Genomic DNA, 20,232 nt, shown 5'->3' with positions numbered 1-20,232 from the left:
CACATGATGCTGAACAACAAGGTGGCCGTCGTTACCGGCGGCGGGCGTGGAATCGGTCGCGGGATCACCGAGAAACTCCTGGAAGCCGGCGCTCGGGTGCTGGTCGCGCAGCGCCAACCGCTGGATGAAGGCCTGGGCGCCAATCCTCAGGTGGCCTGGGTCGAGGCCGACCTGGCCCAGCGCGATGCGCCCTATGCCATCGCGCGGGCGGCCGAGGAGCGGTTCGGCGCTGCCGATATCCTGGTCAACAACGCCGGCTTCATGTTCGAACGCTCGCTCGACGAGATGAGCGAGGATGACTGGGACCGGATGATGGCCGTCAACCTGCGCGCCCCGGTCTTCCTGGCCAAGGCCCTGCTGCCACAGTTGCGGGTGCGTGGCGGCAGTATCGTCAATATCGGCTCGATCGAGGGCATAGGTGCCAACCCCTGGCATACCGCCTATTGCGGCTCCAAGGCCGGCGTACATGGTTTCACCCGTGCGCTGGCCGTCGATCTGGGGCGCGACGGCATTCGCTGCAATGCCATCGCCCCCGGGTGGATCAACTCGGACCTGAGCCACGCCTATATCGACGCACAGCCCGATCCCGTGCAGGCCCGTTCCGGCCTGCTCAAGCTGCATCCCGTCGGGCGTACCGGCGAGCCGCAGGACATCGGCAACGTCGTCGTCTTCCTGGCCAGTGAAGCTGCGGCCTTTATCACCGGCCAGGTGATAGTCGTCGACGGCGGTCGGACTGCCAAACTGCCGTTGCCGTTCTGAGTCTTGCTTGCTGGGCCTCCTCCGCATTGCCGGCGTTGCGGAGGAGGCCGCCTGTTTCGCGAACGAAAATATCGGCTGCCTTGGCTGCCGGTGATGGCGATCTACTTCGTGGATTTCACACAGCCGTACCGCACTTCCCTGGATGGGGAATATCCATAGAAGGCCGCATAGCATTTGCTGAAGTGGCTGGAGGAGGCAAAGCCACAGGCAATGCTCACTTCGGCAATGGGCAGGTCCGAGTGCTGGAGCAATCGCCGACTTTCGGTAATGCGCAATTCCAGGTAGAAACGAACGGGCGTGGTCCCGAGTTGCTGCTGAAACAGCCTTTCCACCTGCCGCTTGGAACGACCGACATAGCGGGCAAGCTGGTCCTGGCTCAGCGGCTCTTCGATGTTCGCGCTCATCAGGGTGATCGCATCCCGGACGGGCTCGCAGCGGTCAGCCGGTCGCGATCGACCACATAGCTCTCGCTGGTCACCTGGCTATGTTTCGCGATCTCGGCGAGAGCAGCCCGATTTTCCGGATGCACTGCGCACTTGTACCCATCGAGCAGCCGTGCCTGCCCCAGGGACCATGCCGCATTCCATAGTCCGCCCAGTACAACTCCCTTCTCGTTCGCTGTCCGCAGCAAATCCGTGAGCTCAGGCGTTGGTCGCAACGGCGTTCTCAAGCCCCCACAAACCACGAGTAGATCAAGCTCGGGCAAATGGCCGCTGTCCAGTGTGGCGCTCGGGGAAATGACCAGGCCAAGCTCGCTGGCGACCGACTTGCCGTCCAGGCTGAAGGTCTTCGTTGCGAAGGCGCCCGGCCTGATCAGGTTGGCGGTGACGAGGGTGTCGAGCGCTTGCGTGAACGCTGGAAGAGAAAAAAACTCGAGCAGGACAAAGCCTACTCGAGCATGAGGTAAGGACTCATCTTTCTGTTCACCAACAAAGCGGAGGTTGCGTCCCTGCAACGCGTCGCTGAAATACCTCCTGTCTCTCAATCTTTTCCTCTTTGCGTTGCAACAGGCCTCATAAGAATCCAGCCGTCCTGGATGGTGGTGGCCATCGCACCGGGCTTGCGACTCTCCCGGGCCGTGGTGGTCAAGCTGTTTTCCCAATCGCGCCGAGGCGCTCGGGTTGAGCGTGCTTTCGACTGGTGAACACGCAGTATCACCAGGGCCAGCGCCAGGGTCGAAGTCACCTCGAGCCGGTGCTGGGGCATGACGAACATCACGCCCAGGGCGAAGACGATGAATGCGATGACGGCCCAGGTCAGCCAGGGAAACAGCCACATCTTGAAGGCGATTTCGGCGTTCTGTTTTTGCAGCAACGAGCGCATGCGCAGCTGGGAGAAGGCGATGACCAGATAGACCAGCAGGGCGATCGACCCGGAGCTGGCCAGCAGGAGCGCGAACACCTGGGACGGCGCGAAGAAGTTCAAGGCAGTCGTCAGCATGCCGATCAGGGTGCTGGCGATGACGGCAGCCCGGGGCACGCCCGCTGCGGAGGTCCGCTGGATGAAAGCCGGCGCATCGGAACGTTTGCCGAGCGAGAAGATCATGCGCGAGGAGATGTAGATCGAGGAGTTCAGGCAGCTGGCTACGGCCACCAGAACCACTATGTCCACCAGGAACTTCGCATAAGGGATGTTCATGATTTCCAGCGCCCGCTGGTAGGAGCCCTGGACCGGCAACAGGGGATCATCTGACCCGCTCAAGAGAACGGTCGCATGAAAGGGCGAATAGAAATTCGGGATGACATCCCGACTTGGCGGATGCCAAGTGCTGCTGCAGGGTGGCGCTCTGTCATGAGCCATTGGTTGCTTGGGTGCGGTAATGCGAAAGGCCGCCCGACTCGACCACCGCCCGGAAGGCGGTGGCGAATCGGCTCGATCAAGGCATCAGTTATGCGGACGCGTTGATCCAGATGGTCTTCAGTTCGGTGTACTGGTCATGTGCCCAGATCGACTTGTCACGCCCACCGAAGCCGGACTCCTTGTAGCCACCGAACGGCGTCGAGGCATCGCCTTCGCCGAAGCAGTTGACTGTCACCACGCCCGCGCGGATCTCCCGCGACAGGCGCAGGGCATTGCGCAGGCTGCCGGTGTAGGCCGAAGCGGCCAGGCCGTAGACGGTGTCGTTGGCCAGCTCGATCGCCTCGTCGATGGTCGAGAAGCTGGTGACGCTCAGCACCGGGCCAAAGATCTCCTCGACGAACAGGCGGCTGTCGCGGGCCACGCCGTCGACGATGGTCGGCTGCACGAACACGCCCGACTCGGTCTCGCCACCCTGCACCACATCGAGCTTCTGCTCGGCGGCGTATGCCAGGTAGGAGCGAACCTTCTCGAAGTGCGACTTGCTGACCATTGCGCCCAGACGGTTGTCCGGGTCCAGCGGGTCACCCAGTTTCCAGTCCTTGAGGTGTTTGACGATCAGCGACAGCAACTCGTCCTTGACGTCCTTATGGACGATCAGACGCGAGGATGCCGAGCAGTTCTCGCCCATGTTCCAGAATGCACCGGCGGTGACGAACTGGGCGACTTCGTCCAGGTCCTCGCAGTCGCTCATGACCACCGCCGGGTTCTTGCCACCCAGTTCCAGCACGATGCGCTTGAGGTTGGACTCGGCGGCGTATTTCAGGAACAGGCGGCCGGTGTCGGTCGAGCCGGTGAAGCTGACCATGGGGATGTCCATGTGGCGGCCGATGGCCTCGCCCACTTCACGCCCACCCCCCGGGACGAGGTTGAACACACCCGCAGGAATGCCTGCCTCATAGGCCAGCTCCACCACGCGCAGGGCGCTCAGGGTGGTTTCCTTGGCCGGCTTGACCACGATCGAGCAACCGGCTGCCAGCGAAGGGGCGATCTTCCAGGCCAGCATCAGCAGCGGGAAGTTCCACGGCAGCACCAGGCCGACCACGCCAATGGCTTCGCGCACCACCATGGTCACGGCCGCGTTGCCGGTCGGGGCGGTGTTGTCGTAGATCTTGTCGATCAGCTCGGCGTGCCAGCGGATGGTGTGGATGGTTTCCGGCACGTCGACGTTCTGGCACTCGCTGACCGGCTTGCCGCTGTCCAGCGATTCGAGCACCGCCAGTTCATGGGCGTTGTCTTCCAGCAGCTGGGCGAACCTGAGCAGGATGTGCTTGCGCTCGCCGGGCTGCAGCTTCGACCAGCGGCCGTCGTCGAAAGCCTGCTTGGCGGCGGCCACGGCCACATCGACATCCTGCACGTCGCAAGCGGCGATCTCGGCCAGTGGCTCGCCGGTGGCCGGGTTGGTGGTGACAAAGGTACGGCCCGACAGCGCATCACGGAATTCACCGTCGATGAACGCCTGGGTACGGAATTCCACTTTGGCGGCGATTGCCGCGTACTCCTCTTTACTCAGCAACTCAGCCATTGTTGGAACCCTCGGTGATTTTCGCGATGTTGCGCTTGAGCACGGCGATGATGTCTTTCAGCGCCTGCTGCTGTTCGCTGTCGAGCGGTTGCATCGGTGCGCGCACGCCGCCGGCACGCAGGCCGCTCAGCTCGCAGCCGTGCTTGATCGATTGCACGAACTTGCCGCTTTCGAGGAAGTCCATCAGCGGCATCAGCTCGGCCATGATGCGGCGGCCCTTGTCGAAGTCCTTCTCGATCACGCAGGCCTCGTACAGGGCCACGTGTTCGCGGGGAATGAAGTTGGAGCCGGCGCATACCCAGCTGCGGGCGCCCCAGGCGAAGAACTCCAGGGCCAGGTCATCCCAGCCGCAGGACAGGGCGATATCGGGGTGTTGCACGGCCAGGCGATGCAGGCGGGCCGTGTCCCCCGAGCTTTCCTTGATGGCTTTGATGTTCTTGCAATCGGCCACTGCAGCGAAGAACTCGTCGCCCATGCCGACGCCCATGCGGGCGGGGTAGTTGTACAGCATGATCGGCAGGCCAGCCGCGCGGTCGACGGCCAGGACGTGGGTAGCGATTTCCTGCTGGGTCGGCAGGGCGTAGGGCGGCGAGCCGACCAGGATCGCGTCGGCCTTGATGGCCTTGGCGGCTTCGGCGTAGGCGACAGACTCCTCGGTACGGATGGCGCCAGTACCGACCACCAGCGGCAGGCGGCCATTGATCACATCCTTGGCCTGCGCGGCGAGATCGAAGCGCTCCTGGGCGGTGTGGGCGTAGTACTCGCCGGTGGAGCCGCCGATGACGATGCCGTGAACCCTGGATTCGATCAGGTATTCCAGCACTTGCGCGAAGGCCGATTTGTCGATGGCTCCCTCTGCGGTCAGGGGAGTGATTGCCGGGGTGAAGATACCGTCAAAGTTCATCTTGGATTCTCCTTGGGTGAGGGTCTTGTCTGTTCACCGCGCCGCTGTGTTGTCCAGCGGCCGGGCATGTTCAGTTCTCAGGCGAGTGACGCAGCCTGTTGCAGATTGAGCGAACGGGTTTCCGGGGCCAGGGCCCAGGCGACCAGCAAGCCGATGAAGGTCACCACGGCGGCGGCGACCATGGTCTGGGCGATGCCGAGGGTTTCCAGCGAGATGGGCACGAGGTAGGTGCCTACCGCAGCCCCGACCCGCGACAAGGAGGTGCCCACGCCGACTGCGAACGCGCGAATCTCAGTGGGGAACAACTCGTTGGGGTAGACCAGTTGCAGCACCTGGGCACCGCCGATGAACAGGGCATAGGTGCCGAACAGGAACAGGACCAGGACTTCCGAGCCGGTGTGGAACGCACTCAGCCCCAGCAGGGCCAGGCCGGACCAGAGGAAGCTCTGGATCAGCATGCTGCGGCGGCCGACGGTGTTGATCAGTCGAGTGGCGATGATGCAGCCGACGACGAAGAGGAAGGTGATCGCCACCGAGCCGAAGGAGGCCCAGTCGCCCTTCAGGTGGAGCGCCTGCAGGACCTTGGGTGCGAAGGCGTAGACCGCGAACACCGGAATGATCGAGCAGGTCCAGAACACGGTGACGAACAACATGCGCTTGCCGTAGCCGGAGTGCAGGAGATTCCACACGGAAAGCTTCTTCACTTCCGCTTGTTCGGGCAGGTTCTTCAGCGAGAAGTCATTCCCGTACACCTGCTTGATAATGCTTTCAGCCTCCGCCGCGCGTCCCTTGCTCAGCAGCCAGCGGGGCGATTCCGGCGTGCCCATGCGCACGGCAAACAGGATCGCACCGATCACGGCGGGGCTGGCCAGGACGAGGCGCCAGGCATCTTCGCCACCGACACGCAGGATGAACTCACCGGCAACGTAGGCCAGTGCGGCACCGGCGAACCAGAGGATGGTCAGGGTAGCCAGGCGCGGTCCGCGATACTTCTTCGGCAGGAACTCCACCAGCAGCGAAGTCGCCACCGGGTACTCGATGCCGACGGCCATGCCGATCAGGAAGCGCAGCAGGAACAGCGCCGCGGCCGATTCGACCCAGTACTGCGCCAGGGAGCCGAGGATGAACAGGGTCGGGCCAACGAAGAAGACTTTCCTGCGGCCCAGCCTGTCGGTCAGCCAGCCGCCGAAGAAGCCACCGCAGAAGATGCCGATCAGCGCCGAGGCGGCGATGAGGCCTTGCCAGAAATCGCTGAGGTTCAGGCCAGCGGTCAGTTGCAGCATGGCAACGCCAATGATGCTGAGGACATAGCCATCGACGAAGGACCCGCCGCCGGAACGGACGGTCAACAGCTTGTGGAAGCTGTTCAGGGGGACATCCTCTACTGATCCAGGAATTGTCATTGTTATTTCCCGCTTATAGGTGTTCGGTTACATCTGGACGGCACGACACCGCGAGGCCCGAACCTGAACGAGCCACTGAAGTTTCGAGACCGCCTGAATCATTGTCAGCAGGCAACCAGGTCCACGGGTCTATTGATGATTGGCCCTGGTACTTGCATTGATCTGTGCAATAAAAAGTACTCAGCTCTCTCTGCCTGCCCGGTACTGTCCCCACTTGAGGTTGAGATTCACGCCTGCAGAAAGGAAAGGTTCCGGCGGATTTCTGTTGGGGCCGGAGGTGCGCAGCAGGAAGTCGATCAACTCGTCTCGATCGTTTGCCAGCCAATCAGCGAGGAGCTTGCCCGTGGCAGTGCCACGCGTCACACCAAGCCCGTTGCAGCAGAGTGCGCCGTAGACATTGGGTGCCAGTTCGCCGAAATGCCCCATGTGGTTTCTCGACAAGGCCAGTGAACCGCCCCAGGTGTATTCGAATTCAACGCCGGGCAGCATCGGGAATCGACGTTCAAAAGAAGTGCGATGCCGCTTCACGAAGCGATCCAGGTACTTGGTGTTGCTGCGACCATCCGGGTTGAAACTGAAACTGTTGCGAATCAAGAGGCGGTTGTCCGGCGTGCGGCGTACCGTGGTGCCGAATGGATCGGCCGGTATCAATCCCCAGAAGGGCTTGCCGCCGAGACGCGCTTGTTCATCCGCAGTGAGCTGGCGGGTGATGCTGGCGTAGGTGAAGACCGGGAGCATCCTGCCCTTGAGGAAGCCGAAGCTCATGCCGAAGGCGTTATTGGTGAGGATGAGCTTGTCGGCGGTGATGCTGCCAAAGGCGTGGGTGAGGATGGTCTTCTCACCGTACTCGACTCCGGTGATGGGCGTGTTTTCGTAGAGGCTGACGTTGGCCGGGAGGCTGTCGGCCAGGCCCTTGACCAGCGCGGAGGGCTGGATGAGCACCGTCCCCGGGGTGAACAGGGCCTTGCGGTAGAAGTGCGTGCCGATGTGCGCAGGGAGGTCGTCGGCGTCGATCATCTGATAGGCCTGGCCGAGCTTGTCCAGGCCACGCCGGTAGGCGTCCAGCACGGCGATGCCACGATCTTCGACGGCAGCCTGGTACTTGCCGCAGGCCTTCATCTGACAATCGATGTTGTGCCGCTCTACCAGCTCCTTGAGCAAGGACTGGCCGGTGAGATTGAGTTTCAGGCTGATCTTCGCGGTATCGATATCGCCGATGTAGTCATCGGCCCCGATATCGTGGGGCAGGTCAATGGCAAAACCGGCATTTCGGCCGGAGGTACCGAACCCGACTTCCTGCGCTTCGACAAGAACGATTTCGTCATCGGGAAAGTTGAGCGCCAACTGTCGGGCGGCGGCGAGGCCGGTGAAACCGGCACCTACTACAACCCAGCGAGCCGAGCTGTTGCCGTAATGGCTAGGCCTTGGTTGCCGAGGCTTGCTGAGGTGGTACCAACCACAGCTCTTGTCATCGGCAGGTAAAGACGTAACTTTTGTCATTTCATAGACCTGACTTTTTTATTTCAGCTTGATAGGCATCCCTTGCGGGAGATGACTCGCTGGACTACGAAAACCACAGTTCTCCATGCGATGACGGGCGTCGCGAAATCAGCTCGCTCGATGACTTGGTCGTGCTGCTAGAGGCAGGTCCCGTTACATGGCGATGTCGGCAAGAAGATTAATGACAGCATCAAGTCGCCAACAAGCAACATTTAGGGGTGGCAATCAATGATCAGGGGTTATGGTTTGTCGATGGGGCAGTGGAAATAAAAAAACCTGCGCAGGGCAGGTTCTTTTGGGGGTTGAACTTTAACTTAATATCCTAACAATACTGTGGTGGCGGATTGAGCAACAAAATATGGGGGATAACAATAACGCCAAGTTATCAAAGTTGCGCGAGCAGCCAGTCGCGCAGGCGGCAACAGGCATCGTCGTCTTCTTTGTCTTCGTTGAATGTCAGGTAGTGCAGGGTGTCCTTGAGCACCAGTTCCTGTTCGACGGGCCTGATAAGCAGTCCCTGGTCGACCAGGCGGCCTACCAGATGATTCCAGCCCAGGGCGACGCCCTGATGATTGAGGACCATCTGGATCAGCAGGATGTAGTCGTTGGCATTGAAGAAATGCGGGGCGTTGGCCGCACGTGCCTCAAGATCGATATCGTGGAATGCCAGCCAGACCTTCCAGTCGACATGCTCGGCGACCTGTGAGCGGCCGTAGGGGCTGAGATTCAGCAGCACGGTGTCGCGCAGACCCTCCAGGGTGCGTATTTCCGGGTGTTCCTCGAGATACTTCGGCGTGCACACCGGGTAGATCACATCGTGCATCAGGGGGTAGCTGCGATATCCCTCGCGGATCTTGGCGATCTTGGTGACGAAGATGTCCGGGCGCACACCGGGTTCCATGGACAGGAAGTTCTGCGTGGTGATCAGGTTGAGGTCGACGTCCGGGTTCGCGCCGAAAAAGCTTGGCAGCCGGGGGGCCAGCCAGTGCGCGGAGAATGCCGGCGAGCAGCAAAGGGTGAGCACGCGTTTGGTGGTGCTCTTGTTGCGGATACGCTCGGCGGCCTGGGAGATGTTGACGAAGGACAACTGCACCGCATCGAAGAAGATCGAACCTGCCGCCGTGAGCTCCACGGCGCGTCCCTCGCGCTTGAAAAGTTCGGCGCCCAGATAGATCTCCAGCTCGCGAATCTGCCGACTGATCGCGGCCTGGGTCACACACAAGGCTTCGGCCGCTCGCGTGAAATTCTGATACTTGGCTGCCGCGACGAAGGACTTCACGGCGCGTAACGACGGCATCTTGATCAGGGTCTGATCGGGCTCGGTGTGCTTGACCATAACTACAAGTAATCAAAATCCTGAATAAAAAGTCGGTTCTGTCGACCGGTGGCCTCGTCCTAGACTGCGGCCAGCTGCAATTGCGGCAGGAAGGCTTCGCTGAGGTTATCCGAAAGAGCACTCATGCAGAAAGCCCTGACCTTGGAAGGCGCGAGCTGATGAGTCCATGACTCCATTCTTCGCCGATCCAGGCAAGCACCGACAATTCCCGTGCCTGTTTTGGAGTGCATATAACAATGGATAAGAACACTGCTGTACTAGCCCTGATCCGCCAACGCAAAGAGCGTCATGCCCTTCCTCGCGCCGTTTACAGTGACCCCGAGGTGTACCGCCAGGACCTTGAACAGATCTGGCACAAGGAATGGATCTTCGCCGGGCATACCTTCGAACTGGAGAAGCCCGGCCAGTACCTGACCCTGCAGATTGGCGACTATCCGATTGCCGTAGTCCGTGGCGGCGATGGCCAGGTGCGCGCGTTTCACAATGCCTGCCGGCATCGGGGTTCCAAGGTTTGCACCGAGAACAGCGGCAAAGTTGCCAAGTTGGTTTGCCCCTACCACAAATGGGTGTTCGACCTGGATGGCAAACTGCTGTTCGCGGGCAACATGGGGCCTGATTTCAACGTTGCCGACTACGGCCTCAAGCCGGCTCATTGCGAAGTGGTGAACAGCTACATCTACGTTTGCGTGGCCGACAAGGCGCCGGATTTCGAGAAATTCCGCAAGGCCGTGTCTCCTTTCATCGCTCCGCACAACCTGGACGATTGCAAGGTGGCGTTCGAGTCCAACCTGATCGAGCGGGGTAACTGGAAGCTGGTCTTCGAGAACAACCGCGAGTGCTACCACTGCGACGGCACCCACCCGGAGTTGCTCAATTCCTACGTCGAGAACCTATCGGTAGCAGGTGTGGGTGGCGAGGATGACCCCGAGCTGGTGGCGCACTGGAACCGTTGTGAGGCGGCCGGCCTGCCCAGCCGCCTGGTGATGGACGAAGGCGGGCAGTACCGCATGACGCGCATTCCGCTTTCGGCCGGCGCCGTGAGCTACACCATGGACGGCAAGCCCGCGGTGGCCGGGCGTCTCGATCGCAGCGGCGAGAGCAATATCGGCGCGCTGCTGTACTTCAACTATCCCTCCACCTGGAATCACTTCCTCGGCGACCACGCCCTGAGTTTCCGTGTGTTGCCGCAAGGCCCCAATGAAACCCTGGTGACGACCAAGTGGCTGGTGCCGAAGGATGCGCAGGAAGGCCTGGACTATGACCTCGATCGCCTGACCCGGGTCTGGATCGCCACCAACGACCAGGATCGTCGCCTGGTCGAGGGGGCCCAGGCGGGCGTGAGTTCTCCCGCCTATGAGCCCGGGCCTTACTCATCGATTGCGGAGAACGGCGTCTGTCAGTTCGTGGATTGGTACTGCGCGACCATGACCAGCCGGCTGGCCGACTGAACCTCGTACAACTTCGACTTGGCCCCGTTTCACCCACCTGGTGACACGGGGCCTTTTTTCGTCTGGAAGGCCCTGTGGCCAACAACCTGGTGATGCAACCCATGAATACCCTTTCGCGCCGGAATGGTCATGCCAAGGGCTTCTTTCTCGTGCTGCTGGCTGCGTTCTGTTACGGCCTGCAGCCTCTGTTCGCCCAGTATGCCTACGCTGGCGGTGCCGACCCGGTGGGCCTCCTTCTGGCGCGCTTTTCGATTGCCGCCGGCGTGTTGCTGGTGTTCCTGCGCTGGCGGGGAATTCCTCTTCCCGTGGGCCCGCTGGCGCGACAGAACCTGCTGCTCGGATTCGGCTATGGGCTCGCGGCGTTGGGCTACTACAGCGCTGCCCGATCCACATCGGTGAGCCTGGCGATCATCCTGGTGTACAGCTTTCCGGCCTTTGTCACGGCGGTATCCATAACCTGGCTGGGGGAGCGGACCAGTGCGCTCAAGCTGGCCAGCCTGGCATTGGCCCTGGGTGGGGTAACGATGGCCACGGGGCTCAGCCTGTCTGGCGCCTCGATGGGGGCGCTATGGGCGCTGTTCGCCGCGGTGTGCTACGGGGCGTCGATCATCTACGGCACTCATCGGATCGTCCATGAGAACCCGCTGGCATCGGCCGCCATGCTGCTTCTGGGCTGCGCACTGACCTTTGCCGTGGCAGCCCTCGTGCAAGGCGCTGCCTTGCCTTCGACCCCCTTCGCATGGGGAGCGACCCTGGGGCTGGCACTGTTCGCCACCCTGGTGCCGGTGGCGGCATTCCTGGCCGGCTCTCCGCGCATAGGTCCGTCGGCGGCCGCGACCCTGTCGACCGTGGAGCCGGTGGTGGCCGTGACCATTGCGGTCTTGCTCATGGGCGAGCAAGTCACAGCGTCCATGTTCGCTGGCGGAGTGATGGTGCTGCTCGCGGCGGTTTTCCTGGCGCGTCAGGGGCCGGTGGAGCCGGAAATCGCTTCGCTGCAAGGCGGCGCCGCGGGTGATCGATAACATGAAGTTATGGTTAAGGGGGAACAAATGTCGTTGGACGTTGCGATAGACAAATTCTAATTTGGACTTGCAACGCGGCATCCCAAATCGATGTCCGCATTTATGGAGCAGGAATTTCTGCACGCCGGATAACCGGCCATTTGTCCGCCGCTCTTGTCATGCTGAATTCGTGACAGTGCGAAGTTACTTATTGGTTATAAGCATAAGAATGAGGGTTGTATGAGCCAGGCCGATGAGATTCTTTCGGTAAAGAACATCTTCAAGGTTTTCGGGCCTCATCCGGAAGTTGCCATGGAGATGTTGCGCAAGGGTGCCGACAAGAACGAAATCTTCCGCAAGACCGGTCATGTCGTCGGGGTGTTCGACGCCAGCTTTTCGGTCAAACGCGGTGAAATCTTCGTGATCATGGGGCTGTCCGGCTCGGGCAAGTCGACCATGGTGCGGCTGTTCAATCGCCTGATCGAGCCCACGTCCGGCAGCATTCACCTGAACGGGCGCGAGATCACCGGCCTGGCCGACAAGGAACTGCTCGATGTCCGCCGCAAGGAAATGGGCATGGTCTTCCAGTCCTTCGCGCTGATGCCGCACATGAGTGTCCTGGAAAATACCGCCTTCGGCCTGGAGATCTCCGGGGTCGGTGAGGGCGAACGCAACGCCCGGGCAATCGAGGCTCTGCGCCAGGTGGGGCTGGCCGGGCATGAATACAGCTACCCGCACCAGCTGTCCGGCGGGATGCAGCAGCGCGTCGGCCTGGCCCGGGCGCTGGCCAACGACCCGACCATCCTGCTCATGGACGAAGCCTTCTCCGCCCTCGATCCGCTGATCCGCAGCGAGATGCAGGGCGAGCTGATGCGCCTCCAGGCCGAGCAGCAGCGCACCATCATCTTCATCTCCCACGACATCGAAGAAGCGATCCGCATCGGCCATCGCATCGCGATCATGGAAGGCGGCCGGGTGGTGCAGATCGGTACGCCACAGGAGCTGCTGAACCAGCCCGCCAACGAATATGTCGAGACCTTCTTCAAAGGCTTCGACAGCTCCCGGGTACTCAAGGCCGGCGATGTAGCCCAGCTCGACCCGGCGACGGTCTGCCGGGTGAACGGCAAGGCCCCGCGCTTCCAGGCCGGGGTGCCCTACGGCTACCTGATCGACGAGCGTGACCAGTTGCTGGCCGTGGTGGGCGCGGACGAGTCCGGCAGCGTGGCGGCCGGGCAGTCGGAGGCACAGTTCAGCCTGCACAAGCAGCACCCCGTCTACACCGACACTCCCCTGCATGACGTGCTGGATATCGTCGCGGCACTCCCATATCCCGTGCCGGTCCTGGATCACAGCGGTGCTCTGAAGGGCACCATTTCCAAGAATCTGCTGTTGCAAACCTTGAGCCGCCACTGAGCGCATCCCTCGATCACGCAACAGCCGCAACTTCGGAGAGTAGGTAGCCAGCATGTCAGAGTTCAGTCTTCTCGATCCTTTCCAAACCGCGAACATCCCATTGGGTGACTGGGTGGAAACCACCCTGAATTTCCTGGTGCACAATTTCCGCGATGTATTCCGTGCCATCCGCTGGCCCATCGACCAGGTGCTCAATGGCATCGAGTACGTCTTGCAGAGCATCCCGCCGACCATCGGCATCATCCTGTCCTCCTTGCTTGGCTGGCAGCTGGCCGGCAAGCGCATGGCACTGCTTTGCTTCGTCACCCTGACCCTGCTCGGCCTGATCGGCGTATGGTCGGAGTCCATGACCACCCTGGCGCTGGTGCTGACCTCGGTGTTCTTCTGCGCCGTGATCGGCATCCCGCTGGGTATTCTCTGCGCCCGTAGCGACCACCTGGAGCGCGTGGTGCGACCTGTACTCGACGCCATGCAGACCCTGCCGGCATTCGTCTACCTGGTGCCCGTGGTGATGCTGTTCGGCATCGGCGACGTGCCAGGCGTGCTGGTGACCATCGTGTTCGCCTTGCCGCCGCTGGTGCGCCTGACCAACCTGGGCATCCGCCAGGTGCCCGAAGACAAGATCGAGGCCGCCCGCGCCTTTGGCTGCACCCCACGGCAGATGCTGACCCGCGTGCAATTGCCGCTGGCCACCTCGACCATCATGGCCGGCATGAACCAGACCCTGATGCTGTCACTGTCGATGGTGGTGATCGCCTCGATGATCTCGGTTGGCGGCCTTGGGCAGATGGTCCTGCGCGGCATCGGTCGCCTGGACATGGGCCTGGCCACCGTCGGCGGGGTAGGGCTGGTGTTGCTGGCCATCTTCCTCGACCGCCTTACCCAGGCCATGGGGGCGCGCACCAGCGCCGACCCCAGCCTGCGCTGGTACCACACCGGCCCCGTTGGCGCGCTGCTGCGTCTGTGCGGTGCCGGGCAACCCTCCGGGCGGCGCAAGACCGCCTGAGCCGACTGATTCGATCTGCCGAACCCGACAAGAAGCCACAATAAAGGTACGAAACGATGCATCGATCCAAGTTCTCCCGCAGCCTCCTGCAATGCGCCACCGCCCTGTCCCTGACGGTCGCCGCCCTGAGTGCCAGCGCTTCGGCCGACAAGCCCGGCGAGGGCGTCGAGGTCACGCCGATCTTCCCCTCCATCGCCGAAGAGCGCTTCCGCGGCGAGGTGGCGATGGAAGGCCTGCGTGAACTGGGCTACGACGTCGAGGAGCCGAAGGAGACCGAGTACGGCGTGATGATGGTGGCCCTGGCCAATGGCGATGCCGACTTCACCGTGCACCTGTGGGAAAAACTGCACGACAAGTTCTACCAGCAGGCCGGCGGTGACGAGGTGATGGTCAAGACCGGCGACATCCTGCCGGGTGTCAGCCAGGGCTACCTGATCGACAAGAAAACCGCGGACCAATACAACATCAAGTACATCACCGACCTGAAAAAGCCGGAGATCGCCAAGCTGTTCGACACCGACGGCGACGGCAAGGCCGATCTGACGGGCTGCAACCCGGGTTGGGGTTGCGAGTTGGTCATCTCCCACCACATGAAGGCGTATGACCTGGACAAGAGCGTGCACGTCAACCAGGGTTCGTACTTCGCCCTGATGGCCGACACCATCACCCGCTACAAGGAAGGCAAGCCGATCCTGTACTTCACCTGGGTGCCGCAGTGGATCGCCAGCGTGCTGGTCGAGAACACGGACGTGGTCTGGCTGGAAGTGCCGAAGACCGACCTGCCGGACGGCAACAACGAGGTGGACACCATGTACAAGGGCAAGAACCTCGGGTTTGCCGTGGACAAGGTCGTGGCTGTGCTGAACAAGGACTTCGCCGAGGAGAACCCGGCGGCTGTGAAGTTTCTCTCGCTGGTGCAGATCAGCACCGACGACGAGAGTGCACAGAACCTGAAGATGCAGCAGGGCGAGAAGAAGCCCGCCGACATCCAGCGTCATGCCAAGGAGTGGGTCGCCGCGCATCGCCAGCAGTTCGACGCCTGGCTGCAGGAATCGCGAGCTGCCGCCAACCAGTAAGCGTCCCAGGTGCCCGCCATGCGGGTACCTCTACCTTCCTCCCCTTGCCCAACTTCGTCTGTGGAGCCCCGCATGTCGCTCTATTCGTTCGTCCGCGATTTCCGTTTCCGCGACGCACCGTCCCATACCCGCGAGCTGTTGCAGACCTGCTTGCTGGATATTCTCGGTGTTGCCGCCGGTGCCCGTGACAACCACACCAGCCAGGCACTCAAGCATTACGCGCTGAGCCATTACCCGGCTGGAAAACTGGCCAGCCGCCTGCTGTTCGACGGCCGCCCGGTACACCCGCTTGGGGCCGCCTGGGCGGGGGGCTTCAGCGTCGACAGCCTGGATGCCCATGAAGGGCATTTCACCTCCAAGGGGCACGCTGGAGCGACTGTGGTGCCGGCGTTGCTGGCGCTGGTCGATGCCTGCCGCGAGCAGGGCAGGACCATCAGCGGCGAGGAACTGCTCAGCGCCCTCTGCATCGGCTACGAGACGGCGCTGCGGGCCGGCGCCGCGCTGATGGCCACCGCCCCCGAATACCATGCCTCCGGGGCTTTTTCCGGCGTCGGCGTGGTGTGTGGCGGCGCTCGGCTGCTGGGCCTGGACGAGCAGCGCTTCCGTCATGCCCTGGGCATCGCCGAATACTTTGGCCCGCGCTGCCCGATGATGAGACTCGTCGATCATCCCTCGATGCTGCGTGACGCCCATGGCGCCGGGGCCTACGCCGGCCTCAATGCCCTGTTGCTGGCCGAGGCCGGTGTCACCGGGGCGCCAGCCGAGACGGTGGAAGACGAGGCGGTGGCCGCCCACTGGCAGGATCTCGGCGAGCGCTGGGAAATCGACGCCCAGTACTTCAAGCCCTGGCCGGTCTGCCGCTGGGCCCAGCCCGCCCTCACGGCGATGACTGCCCTCATGGCCGAGCATCCGCAGATCCGTGGCGAGAATATCGAGCAGATCCAGGTGCAGACCTTCCATGAGTCCATGCGCCTGCAGGGGCATACTCCGGCGAACGCCGACGAGGCCCAGTACGCCCTGGCCTTCCCGTTGGCGGCCCTGGTGGTGCGCGGCCAGGTCGGTCCGCTGGAGGTGACGGGGGAGGCGATCCACGCCCCCGATATCCTCGCGGTGAGCCAGCGGATCGAAATCGTCGAGAGCGATGAGCTCTCCGCGCGCTTCCCCAACGAAATCCTTTCGCGGGTCCTGGTCTGGCTCAAGGATGGCCAGCTGCTGACAAGTCCGATCACCGCCGCCAAGGGCGACCCGGACACGGCCATGAGCCGCGCCGAATTCCTCGCCAAGTTCGACCTGCTGGCCGGCATCAGCCTGGGCGAGGAGCAGCGGCGCGAAATCGAACAGGCGATTGCGGCACTGCCGGGCAGTCCCAGCTGCGAGAAGCTGTTCGCCTTGTTGTTCGGGCAAGCGGGCGCGGCTTGAAGAAAGTTTGCGGGCTGTCGATAGCCGATCCCGGAATCGGTGCGCGCAGCGCACCCTAGGGTCCAGGCCAGGCGAAAGGGGGCGGTCTTGTGCAGGGGGAGGATTCGCCCCTTTCCAGGGGGCTAGCGCAAGTCCAGGTTCTACGAACGTGGATGTCTACTCCTGAACAGCGGTGAGTCGAGAGATGAGAACGTCATTCGAGAGTGTATTGAAGAGCAAGAATCTGGCGCATCTGGACAAGGCCGGCCGCGCAGGACTGACGACGCCGGTACGTCGCGTGTCCTTCATCCTGCGCGAGCACTTCTCGATGATGGCCTTTACCGGCGCGGTGGATGCACTGGTCACGGCCAACCTCATGAGTTCGACTCCGGTGTTCGAGGTGCTGGTCGTCGGTGCGCAAAGCAATCTGGTCGTGAGCGACCTGGGCATCGCTATCTCGACCGATTGCTCCCTGGCCGAGCTGGACGAGAAGCACCAGGACATCCTCGTGGTCTGTGGCGGTTTCCGCGTCCGTCTCGAGAGTGACCCCTTGCTGAGGGCGAAGCTGCGTCACGCCGACGCGGCTGGTGCGGTGCTCGGCGGGCTCTGGAACGGTGCTTACTTCCTTGCCGAGGCCGGGCTGCTGGATGGCCATGAATGCGCGTTTCATCCGGACGGGCGGGCGATGATGTCCGAGGTCTTTCCCAAGGTGAGTGTGACCACCCATTCCCACGTGCTCGATCGCAAGCGAATGAGCTGCGCGGGTGCGAACAGCTCGCTGGGCATGATGCTGGAAGTGGTGGGGCACAGTGCTGGCCAGGAGCTGCTGGATGCGGTGGAGGAGGTCCTGGGGTGCGACAAGATGCGGGAAACCCTTGATGTTTCAGTTGTGTCGATCGACTTCGATCCAACCTTGCCGCGCACCCTCAAGCTCGCCCTGGAGCTGATGCACAGCAATATCGAGGACCCGATAGATATCGTCGAGATCGCGCGATATGCGCGCATTTCCCGGCGACACCTGGAACGCCTGTTCCGGCGATACGTCAAGGCGACACCGCCGCGCTACTACATGGAGCTGCGACTCACCCACGCGCGTCAGCTCCTGCAGCACACCAACAAGTCCCTGACCGAGATAGCCGTAGCCAGCGGATTTGCCACTCTTCCGCATTTCAGTCGCTGCTTTCGCGAAAAGTTCGACATCGCCCCGGGCCAGTTCCGCGCACGTACCCATTTCAAGGTTTGAAGAAGACTCCAACGCCGCTGAGCCGCGCGGAACTACGGGAAAAGTTCAACTTGCCGGTCAGGGTCGGTCCGGGCGCGGCGTCGCGGCGGGAAAAGCAAGCGGCGATTGTGGCACTGTCGGGCACTCCCAACTGTGAGAAGCTGATTGCGCCGGTACTGGCCTTCGGACCGGCAGCCGAGTATCAGCAGGGGGATTGTCGATACGTACCCTGAATGCCCGTGAGCCGAGACATGAGAACGTCCTTCGAGAGCGTGTTGAAGAGCAAGAACCTGGCCCACCTGGACAAGGCCAGCCGCGCAGGGTTGACCACTCCGGTACGCCGCGTGTCCTTCATCCTGCGCGAGCATTTCTCGATGATGGCCTTCACCGGTGCGGTGGATGCCCTGGTCACGGCCAACCTCATGAGCTCGACTCCGCTGTTCGAAATCCTGGTGGTCGGTGGCGACAGCAATCTGGTGGTGAGTGACCTGGGCATTTCCATTTCCACCGATCGCACCCTGGCCGGGCTGGACGAGAAGGGCCAGGACATCATCGTGGTCTGTGGTGGATTCCGTGTCCGCCTCGAGAGCGAGCCCGTGCTGAGGTCGAAGCTGCGCCAGGCCGACGCGGCGGGGGCGGTGCTTGGCGGCCTCTGGAACGGCGCCTACTTCCTTGCCGAGGCCGGTTTGCTGGATGGCCATGAATGCGCCTTTCATCCGGACGGCCGGGCGATGATGTCCGAACTCTTCCCCAAGGTGACGGTGACCAGTCATTCCCACGTGCTCGACCGCAAGCGGATCAGCTGCGCCGGCGCGAACAGCTCACTGGGCATGATGCTGGAGGTGGTGCGCGCCAGTGCCGGCCAGGAGCTGCTCAATGCCGTGGAGGATGTACTGAGCTGCGACAAGAAGCGCGACATAGTCGATGTGTCTGTGGTGTCCATCGACTTCGATCCAACCTTGCCGCGCACCCTCAAACTCGCACTGGAACTGATGCACAGCAATATCGAAGATCCCATCGAAATAGGTGAGATCGCCCGTTACGTGGGCATCTCCCGGCGACACCTGGAGCGCTTGTTCCGGCGCCACGTGAAGGCAACGCCTCCGCGCTACTACCTCGAGCTGCGCCTCACCCATGCGCGCCAGTTGCTGCAGCACACCAACAAATCCCTGATCGAAATAGCCGTAGCGAGTGGCTTTGCCACCCTCCCGCATTTCCATCGCTGCTTCCGCGAAATGTTCGACATCGCCCCGGGCCAGTTTCGCACCCGGACCCATTTCAGGGTCTGACGTGCTGTAAGAGCGGCGATGGCGACTCTGGGTCGCCTTTACGCCCGTCGCAGTGATCCAGCCGAACGATCAACGGGAAAACCTCTTCCGATATTCCCTGGGGGAAATCGCAAGGTGTCGCTGGAAGGTCGCGCGCATTCGTTCTTCGTCGCCAAAACCGCATTGCCGGGCGATCTGGTCGATATTGCGGATCGACTCCTCCAGCAGGCGCCGTGCCGCTTCCAGGCGGAAGATTTCCACGGCCTTGGCCGGTGAGCGGCCGGTTTTCTGTTTGTACAGGCGGGAGAAGTTGCGCGGGCTCATGTGGCAGCGTTCGGCCAGGGCCTCCACGCTGAGCGCCGGGTTGTCGAGGTTGTCGGCTAGCCACTGGTGCAGGTCGTCGAAGGCGGCGGCGTCCTTGGCCTGTGCCTGCAGCAGCTCGCTGAACTGGGCCTGGCCGCCGGGCCGTTTCAGGAACACCACCAGCTCCCGCGCCACCTGCATGGCCACGTCGCGGCCGCAATCGGCTTCCACCAGGGCCAGGGCGAGGTCGATGCCGGCGCTGACGCCGGCGGAGGTCCAGACCGACTCCTGCCGGACGAAGATGGCGTCGTCGTCCACGTCGATGGAGGGAAAGCGCGTCCTGAGCATGTCGCACATGGCCCAGTGCGTCGCTGCGCGCTTGCCTTCCAGCAGCCCGGCTTCGGCGAGTAGAAAAGTGCCGCTGCAGACAGAGGCGGTGCGGCGGACCCGGCTCGCGCCATCGGCGATCCAGGCGATCAGTTCCGCCGATTCGGCCACCGCCCGCTCGATGTCCGGCGAGCCGGGCACGATCAGCGTGTCGATGCTGGCGATGTCGAGTTCTGCCAGCGGCCGGGTATCCACCGCCAGGCCTTCGGCGGTGGTGACCAGGCCGCCATCCAGGCTGGCGGTGAGGCGTTCGTAGCCGGGCTGGTTGCGGGCCTGCATGGCCTTGGTGGCGGCCCAGAACACCGTCTGGGCGCCGGTGAGGTCCAGCAGGCCCACTCGCGGGTAGGCGACGAAGAGGATGGTACGTGGGTGACTTGGCATGATTTCAGGGTTTTGCGTCATTTATGACGGAATCCTCCTCTCCTA

15 protein-coding genes and 2 pseudogenes are annotated in these 20,232 nt (G+C 62.5%); 9 read left to right on the top strand and 8 right to left on the bottom strand.

From position 1 onward, the window contains the following. Positions 1 to 3: 3 nt before the first annotated feature. Positions 4 to 759: an SDR family NAD(P)-dependent oxidoreductase gene (locus ACFPU0_RS10645; protein WP_377692928.1), complete on the top strand. Its 756-nt coding sequence runs from the start codon at positions 4 to 6 to the stop codon at positions 757 to 759. Positions 760 to 860: 101 nt separating this feature from the next. Here ACFPU0_RS10645 and ACFPU0_RS10640 read toward each other — a convergent pair. From ACFPU0_RS10640 to ACFPU0_RS10610, 7 genes and pseudogenes are all read right to left on the bottom strand, one after another. Next, positions 861 to 1,744: pseudogene (locus tag ACFPU0_RS10640) on the bottom strand (GlxA family transcriptional regulator). 140 nt (positions 1,745 to 1,884) lie between these two features. Beyond that, positions 1,885 to 2,448 (bottom strand): annotated as a pseudogene (locus tag ACFPU0_RS10635) (GABA permease); the annotation flags it as partial. Positions 2,449 to 2,647: 199 nt separating this feature from the next. Beyond that, entirely contained in the window at positions 2,648 to 4,141 is a 1,494-nt protein-coding gene (locus ACFPU0_RS10630; protein WP_377692927.1) for an aldehyde dehydrogenase, read from the bottom strand. After that, positions 4,134 to 5,045 carry a dihydrodipicolinate synthase family protein gene (locus ACFPU0_RS10625; RefSeq protein ID WP_377692926.1) on the bottom strand — a complete coding sequence of 304 codons (912 nt, stop codon included), beginning with the start codon at positions 5,043 to 5,045 and terminating at the stop codon, positions 4,134 to 4,136. The genes ACFPU0_RS10630 and ACFPU0_RS10625 overlap by 8 nt, the downstream gene beginning before the upstream one ends. A gap of 77 nt (positions 5,046 to 5,122) precedes the next feature. Next, positions 5,123 to 6,448, bottom strand: a complete 1,326-nt coding sequence (locus ACFPU0_RS10620) for an MFS transporter (RefSeq protein WP_377692925.1) — start codon at positions 6,446 to 6,448, stop codon at positions 5,123 to 5,125. Positions 6,449 to 6,628: 180 nt separating this feature from the next. Next, positions 6,629 to 7,948 carry an NAD(P)/FAD-dependent oxidoreductase gene (locus ACFPU0_RS10615; RefSeq protein ID WP_377692924.1) on the bottom strand — a complete coding sequence of 440 codons (1,320 nt, stop codon included), beginning with the start codon at positions 7,946 to 7,948 and terminating at the stop codon, positions 6,629 to 6,631. Between the two features lie 385 nt (positions 7,949 to 8,333). Further along, positions 8,334 to 9,284 (bottom strand): LysR family transcriptional regulator, encoded by a 951-nt coding sequence (locus tag ACFPU0_RS10610; RefSeq protein WP_377692923.1) that lies wholly within the window; start codon positions 9,282 to 9,284, stop codon positions 8,334 to 8,336. A 236-nt stretch (positions 9,285 to 9,520) separates the two neighbouring features. Here ACFPU0_RS10610 and ACFPU0_RS10605 point away from each other — a divergent pair, with 236 nt between their 5' ends. The 8 genes from ACFPU0_RS10605 to ACFPU0_RS10570 all read left to right on the top strand — a co-directional run bounded on the left by ACFPU0_RS10605 (position 9,521) and on the right by ACFPU0_RS10570 (position 19,137). Next, positions 9,521 to 10,732 carry an aromatic ring-hydroxylating oxygenase subunit alpha gene (locus tag ACFPU0_RS10605; RefSeq protein WP_377692922.1) on the top strand — a complete coding sequence of 404 codons (1,212 nt, stop codon included), beginning with the start codon at positions 9,521 to 9,523 and terminating at the stop codon, positions 10,730 to 10,732. A gap of 74 nt (positions 10,733 to 10,806) precedes the next feature. Continuing rightward, positions 10,807 to 11,754 (top strand): DMT family transporter, encoded by a 948-nt coding sequence (locus tag ACFPU0_RS10600; protein WP_377692920.1) that lies wholly within the window; start codon positions 10,807 to 10,809, stop codon positions 11,752 to 11,754. A 219-nt stretch (positions 11,755 to 11,973) separates the two neighbouring features. Further along, on the top strand, positions 11,974 to 13,146 hold the full coding sequence (proV, locus tag ACFPU0_RS10595; RefSeq protein ID WP_377692919.1) for a glycine betaine/L-proline ABC transporter ATP-binding protein ProV: 1,173 nt from the start codon (positions 11,974 to 11,976) through the stop codon (positions 13,144 to 13,146). A gap of 52 nt (positions 13,147 to 13,198) precedes the next feature. Next, positions 13,199 to 14,152: a glycine betaine/L-proline ABC transporter permease ProW gene (proW, locus tag ACFPU0_RS10590; RefSeq protein ID WP_377692918.1), complete on the top strand. Its 954-nt coding sequence runs from the start codon at positions 13,199 to 13,201 to the stop codon at positions 14,150 to 14,152. 56 nt (positions 14,153 to 14,208) lie between these two features. After that, positions 14,209 to 15,228 (top strand): glycine betaine/L-proline ABC transporter substrate-binding protein ProX, encoded by a 1,020-nt coding sequence (gene proX / locus ACFPU0_RS10585; protein ID WP_377692917.1) that lies wholly within the window; start codon positions 14,209 to 14,211, stop codon positions 15,226 to 15,228. A gap of 72 nt (positions 15,229 to 15,300) precedes the next feature. Next, positions 15,301 to 16,647: an MmgE/PrpD family protein gene (locus ACFPU0_RS10580; protein WP_377692916.1), complete on the top strand. Its 1,347-nt coding sequence runs from the start codon at positions 15,301 to 15,303 to the stop codon at positions 16,645 to 16,647. Positions 16,648 to 16,831: 184 nt separating this feature from the next. Beyond that, a complete protein-coding gene (locus ACFPU0_RS10575) occupies positions 16,832 to 17,869 on the top strand; it encodes a GlxA family transcriptional regulator (RefSeq protein WP_377692915.1) in 1,038 nt (345 codons plus the stop codon). Between the two features lie 230 nt (positions 17,870 to 18,099). Then, positions 18,100 to 19,137 (top strand): GlxA family transcriptional regulator, encoded by a 1,038-nt coding sequence (locus tag ACFPU0_RS10570; protein WP_377692914.1) that lies wholly within the window; start codon positions 18,100 to 18,102, stop codon positions 19,135 to 19,137. A gap of 69 nt (positions 19,138 to 19,206) precedes the next feature. Here ACFPU0_RS10570 and ACFPU0_RS10565 read toward each other — a convergent pair whose 3' ends face one another. After that, positions 19,207 to 20,208, bottom strand: coding sequence for a GlxA family transcriptional regulator (locus tag ACFPU0_RS10565; protein WP_377692913.1), 1,002 nt, complete (start codon positions 20,206 to 20,208; stop codon positions 19,207 to 19,209). Positions 20,209 to 20,232 lie beyond the last annotated feature (24 nt).

Source organism: Pseudomonas sp. GCM10022186 (genome assembly GCF_042656385.1).
Classification (GTDB): domain Bacteria; phylum Pseudomonadota; class Gammaproteobacteria; order Pseudomonadales; family Pseudomonadaceae; genus Metapseudomonas.
Note: the sequence above shows the minus strand (reverse complement) of the source record. Positions and strands in the feature narration are given on the sequence as shown.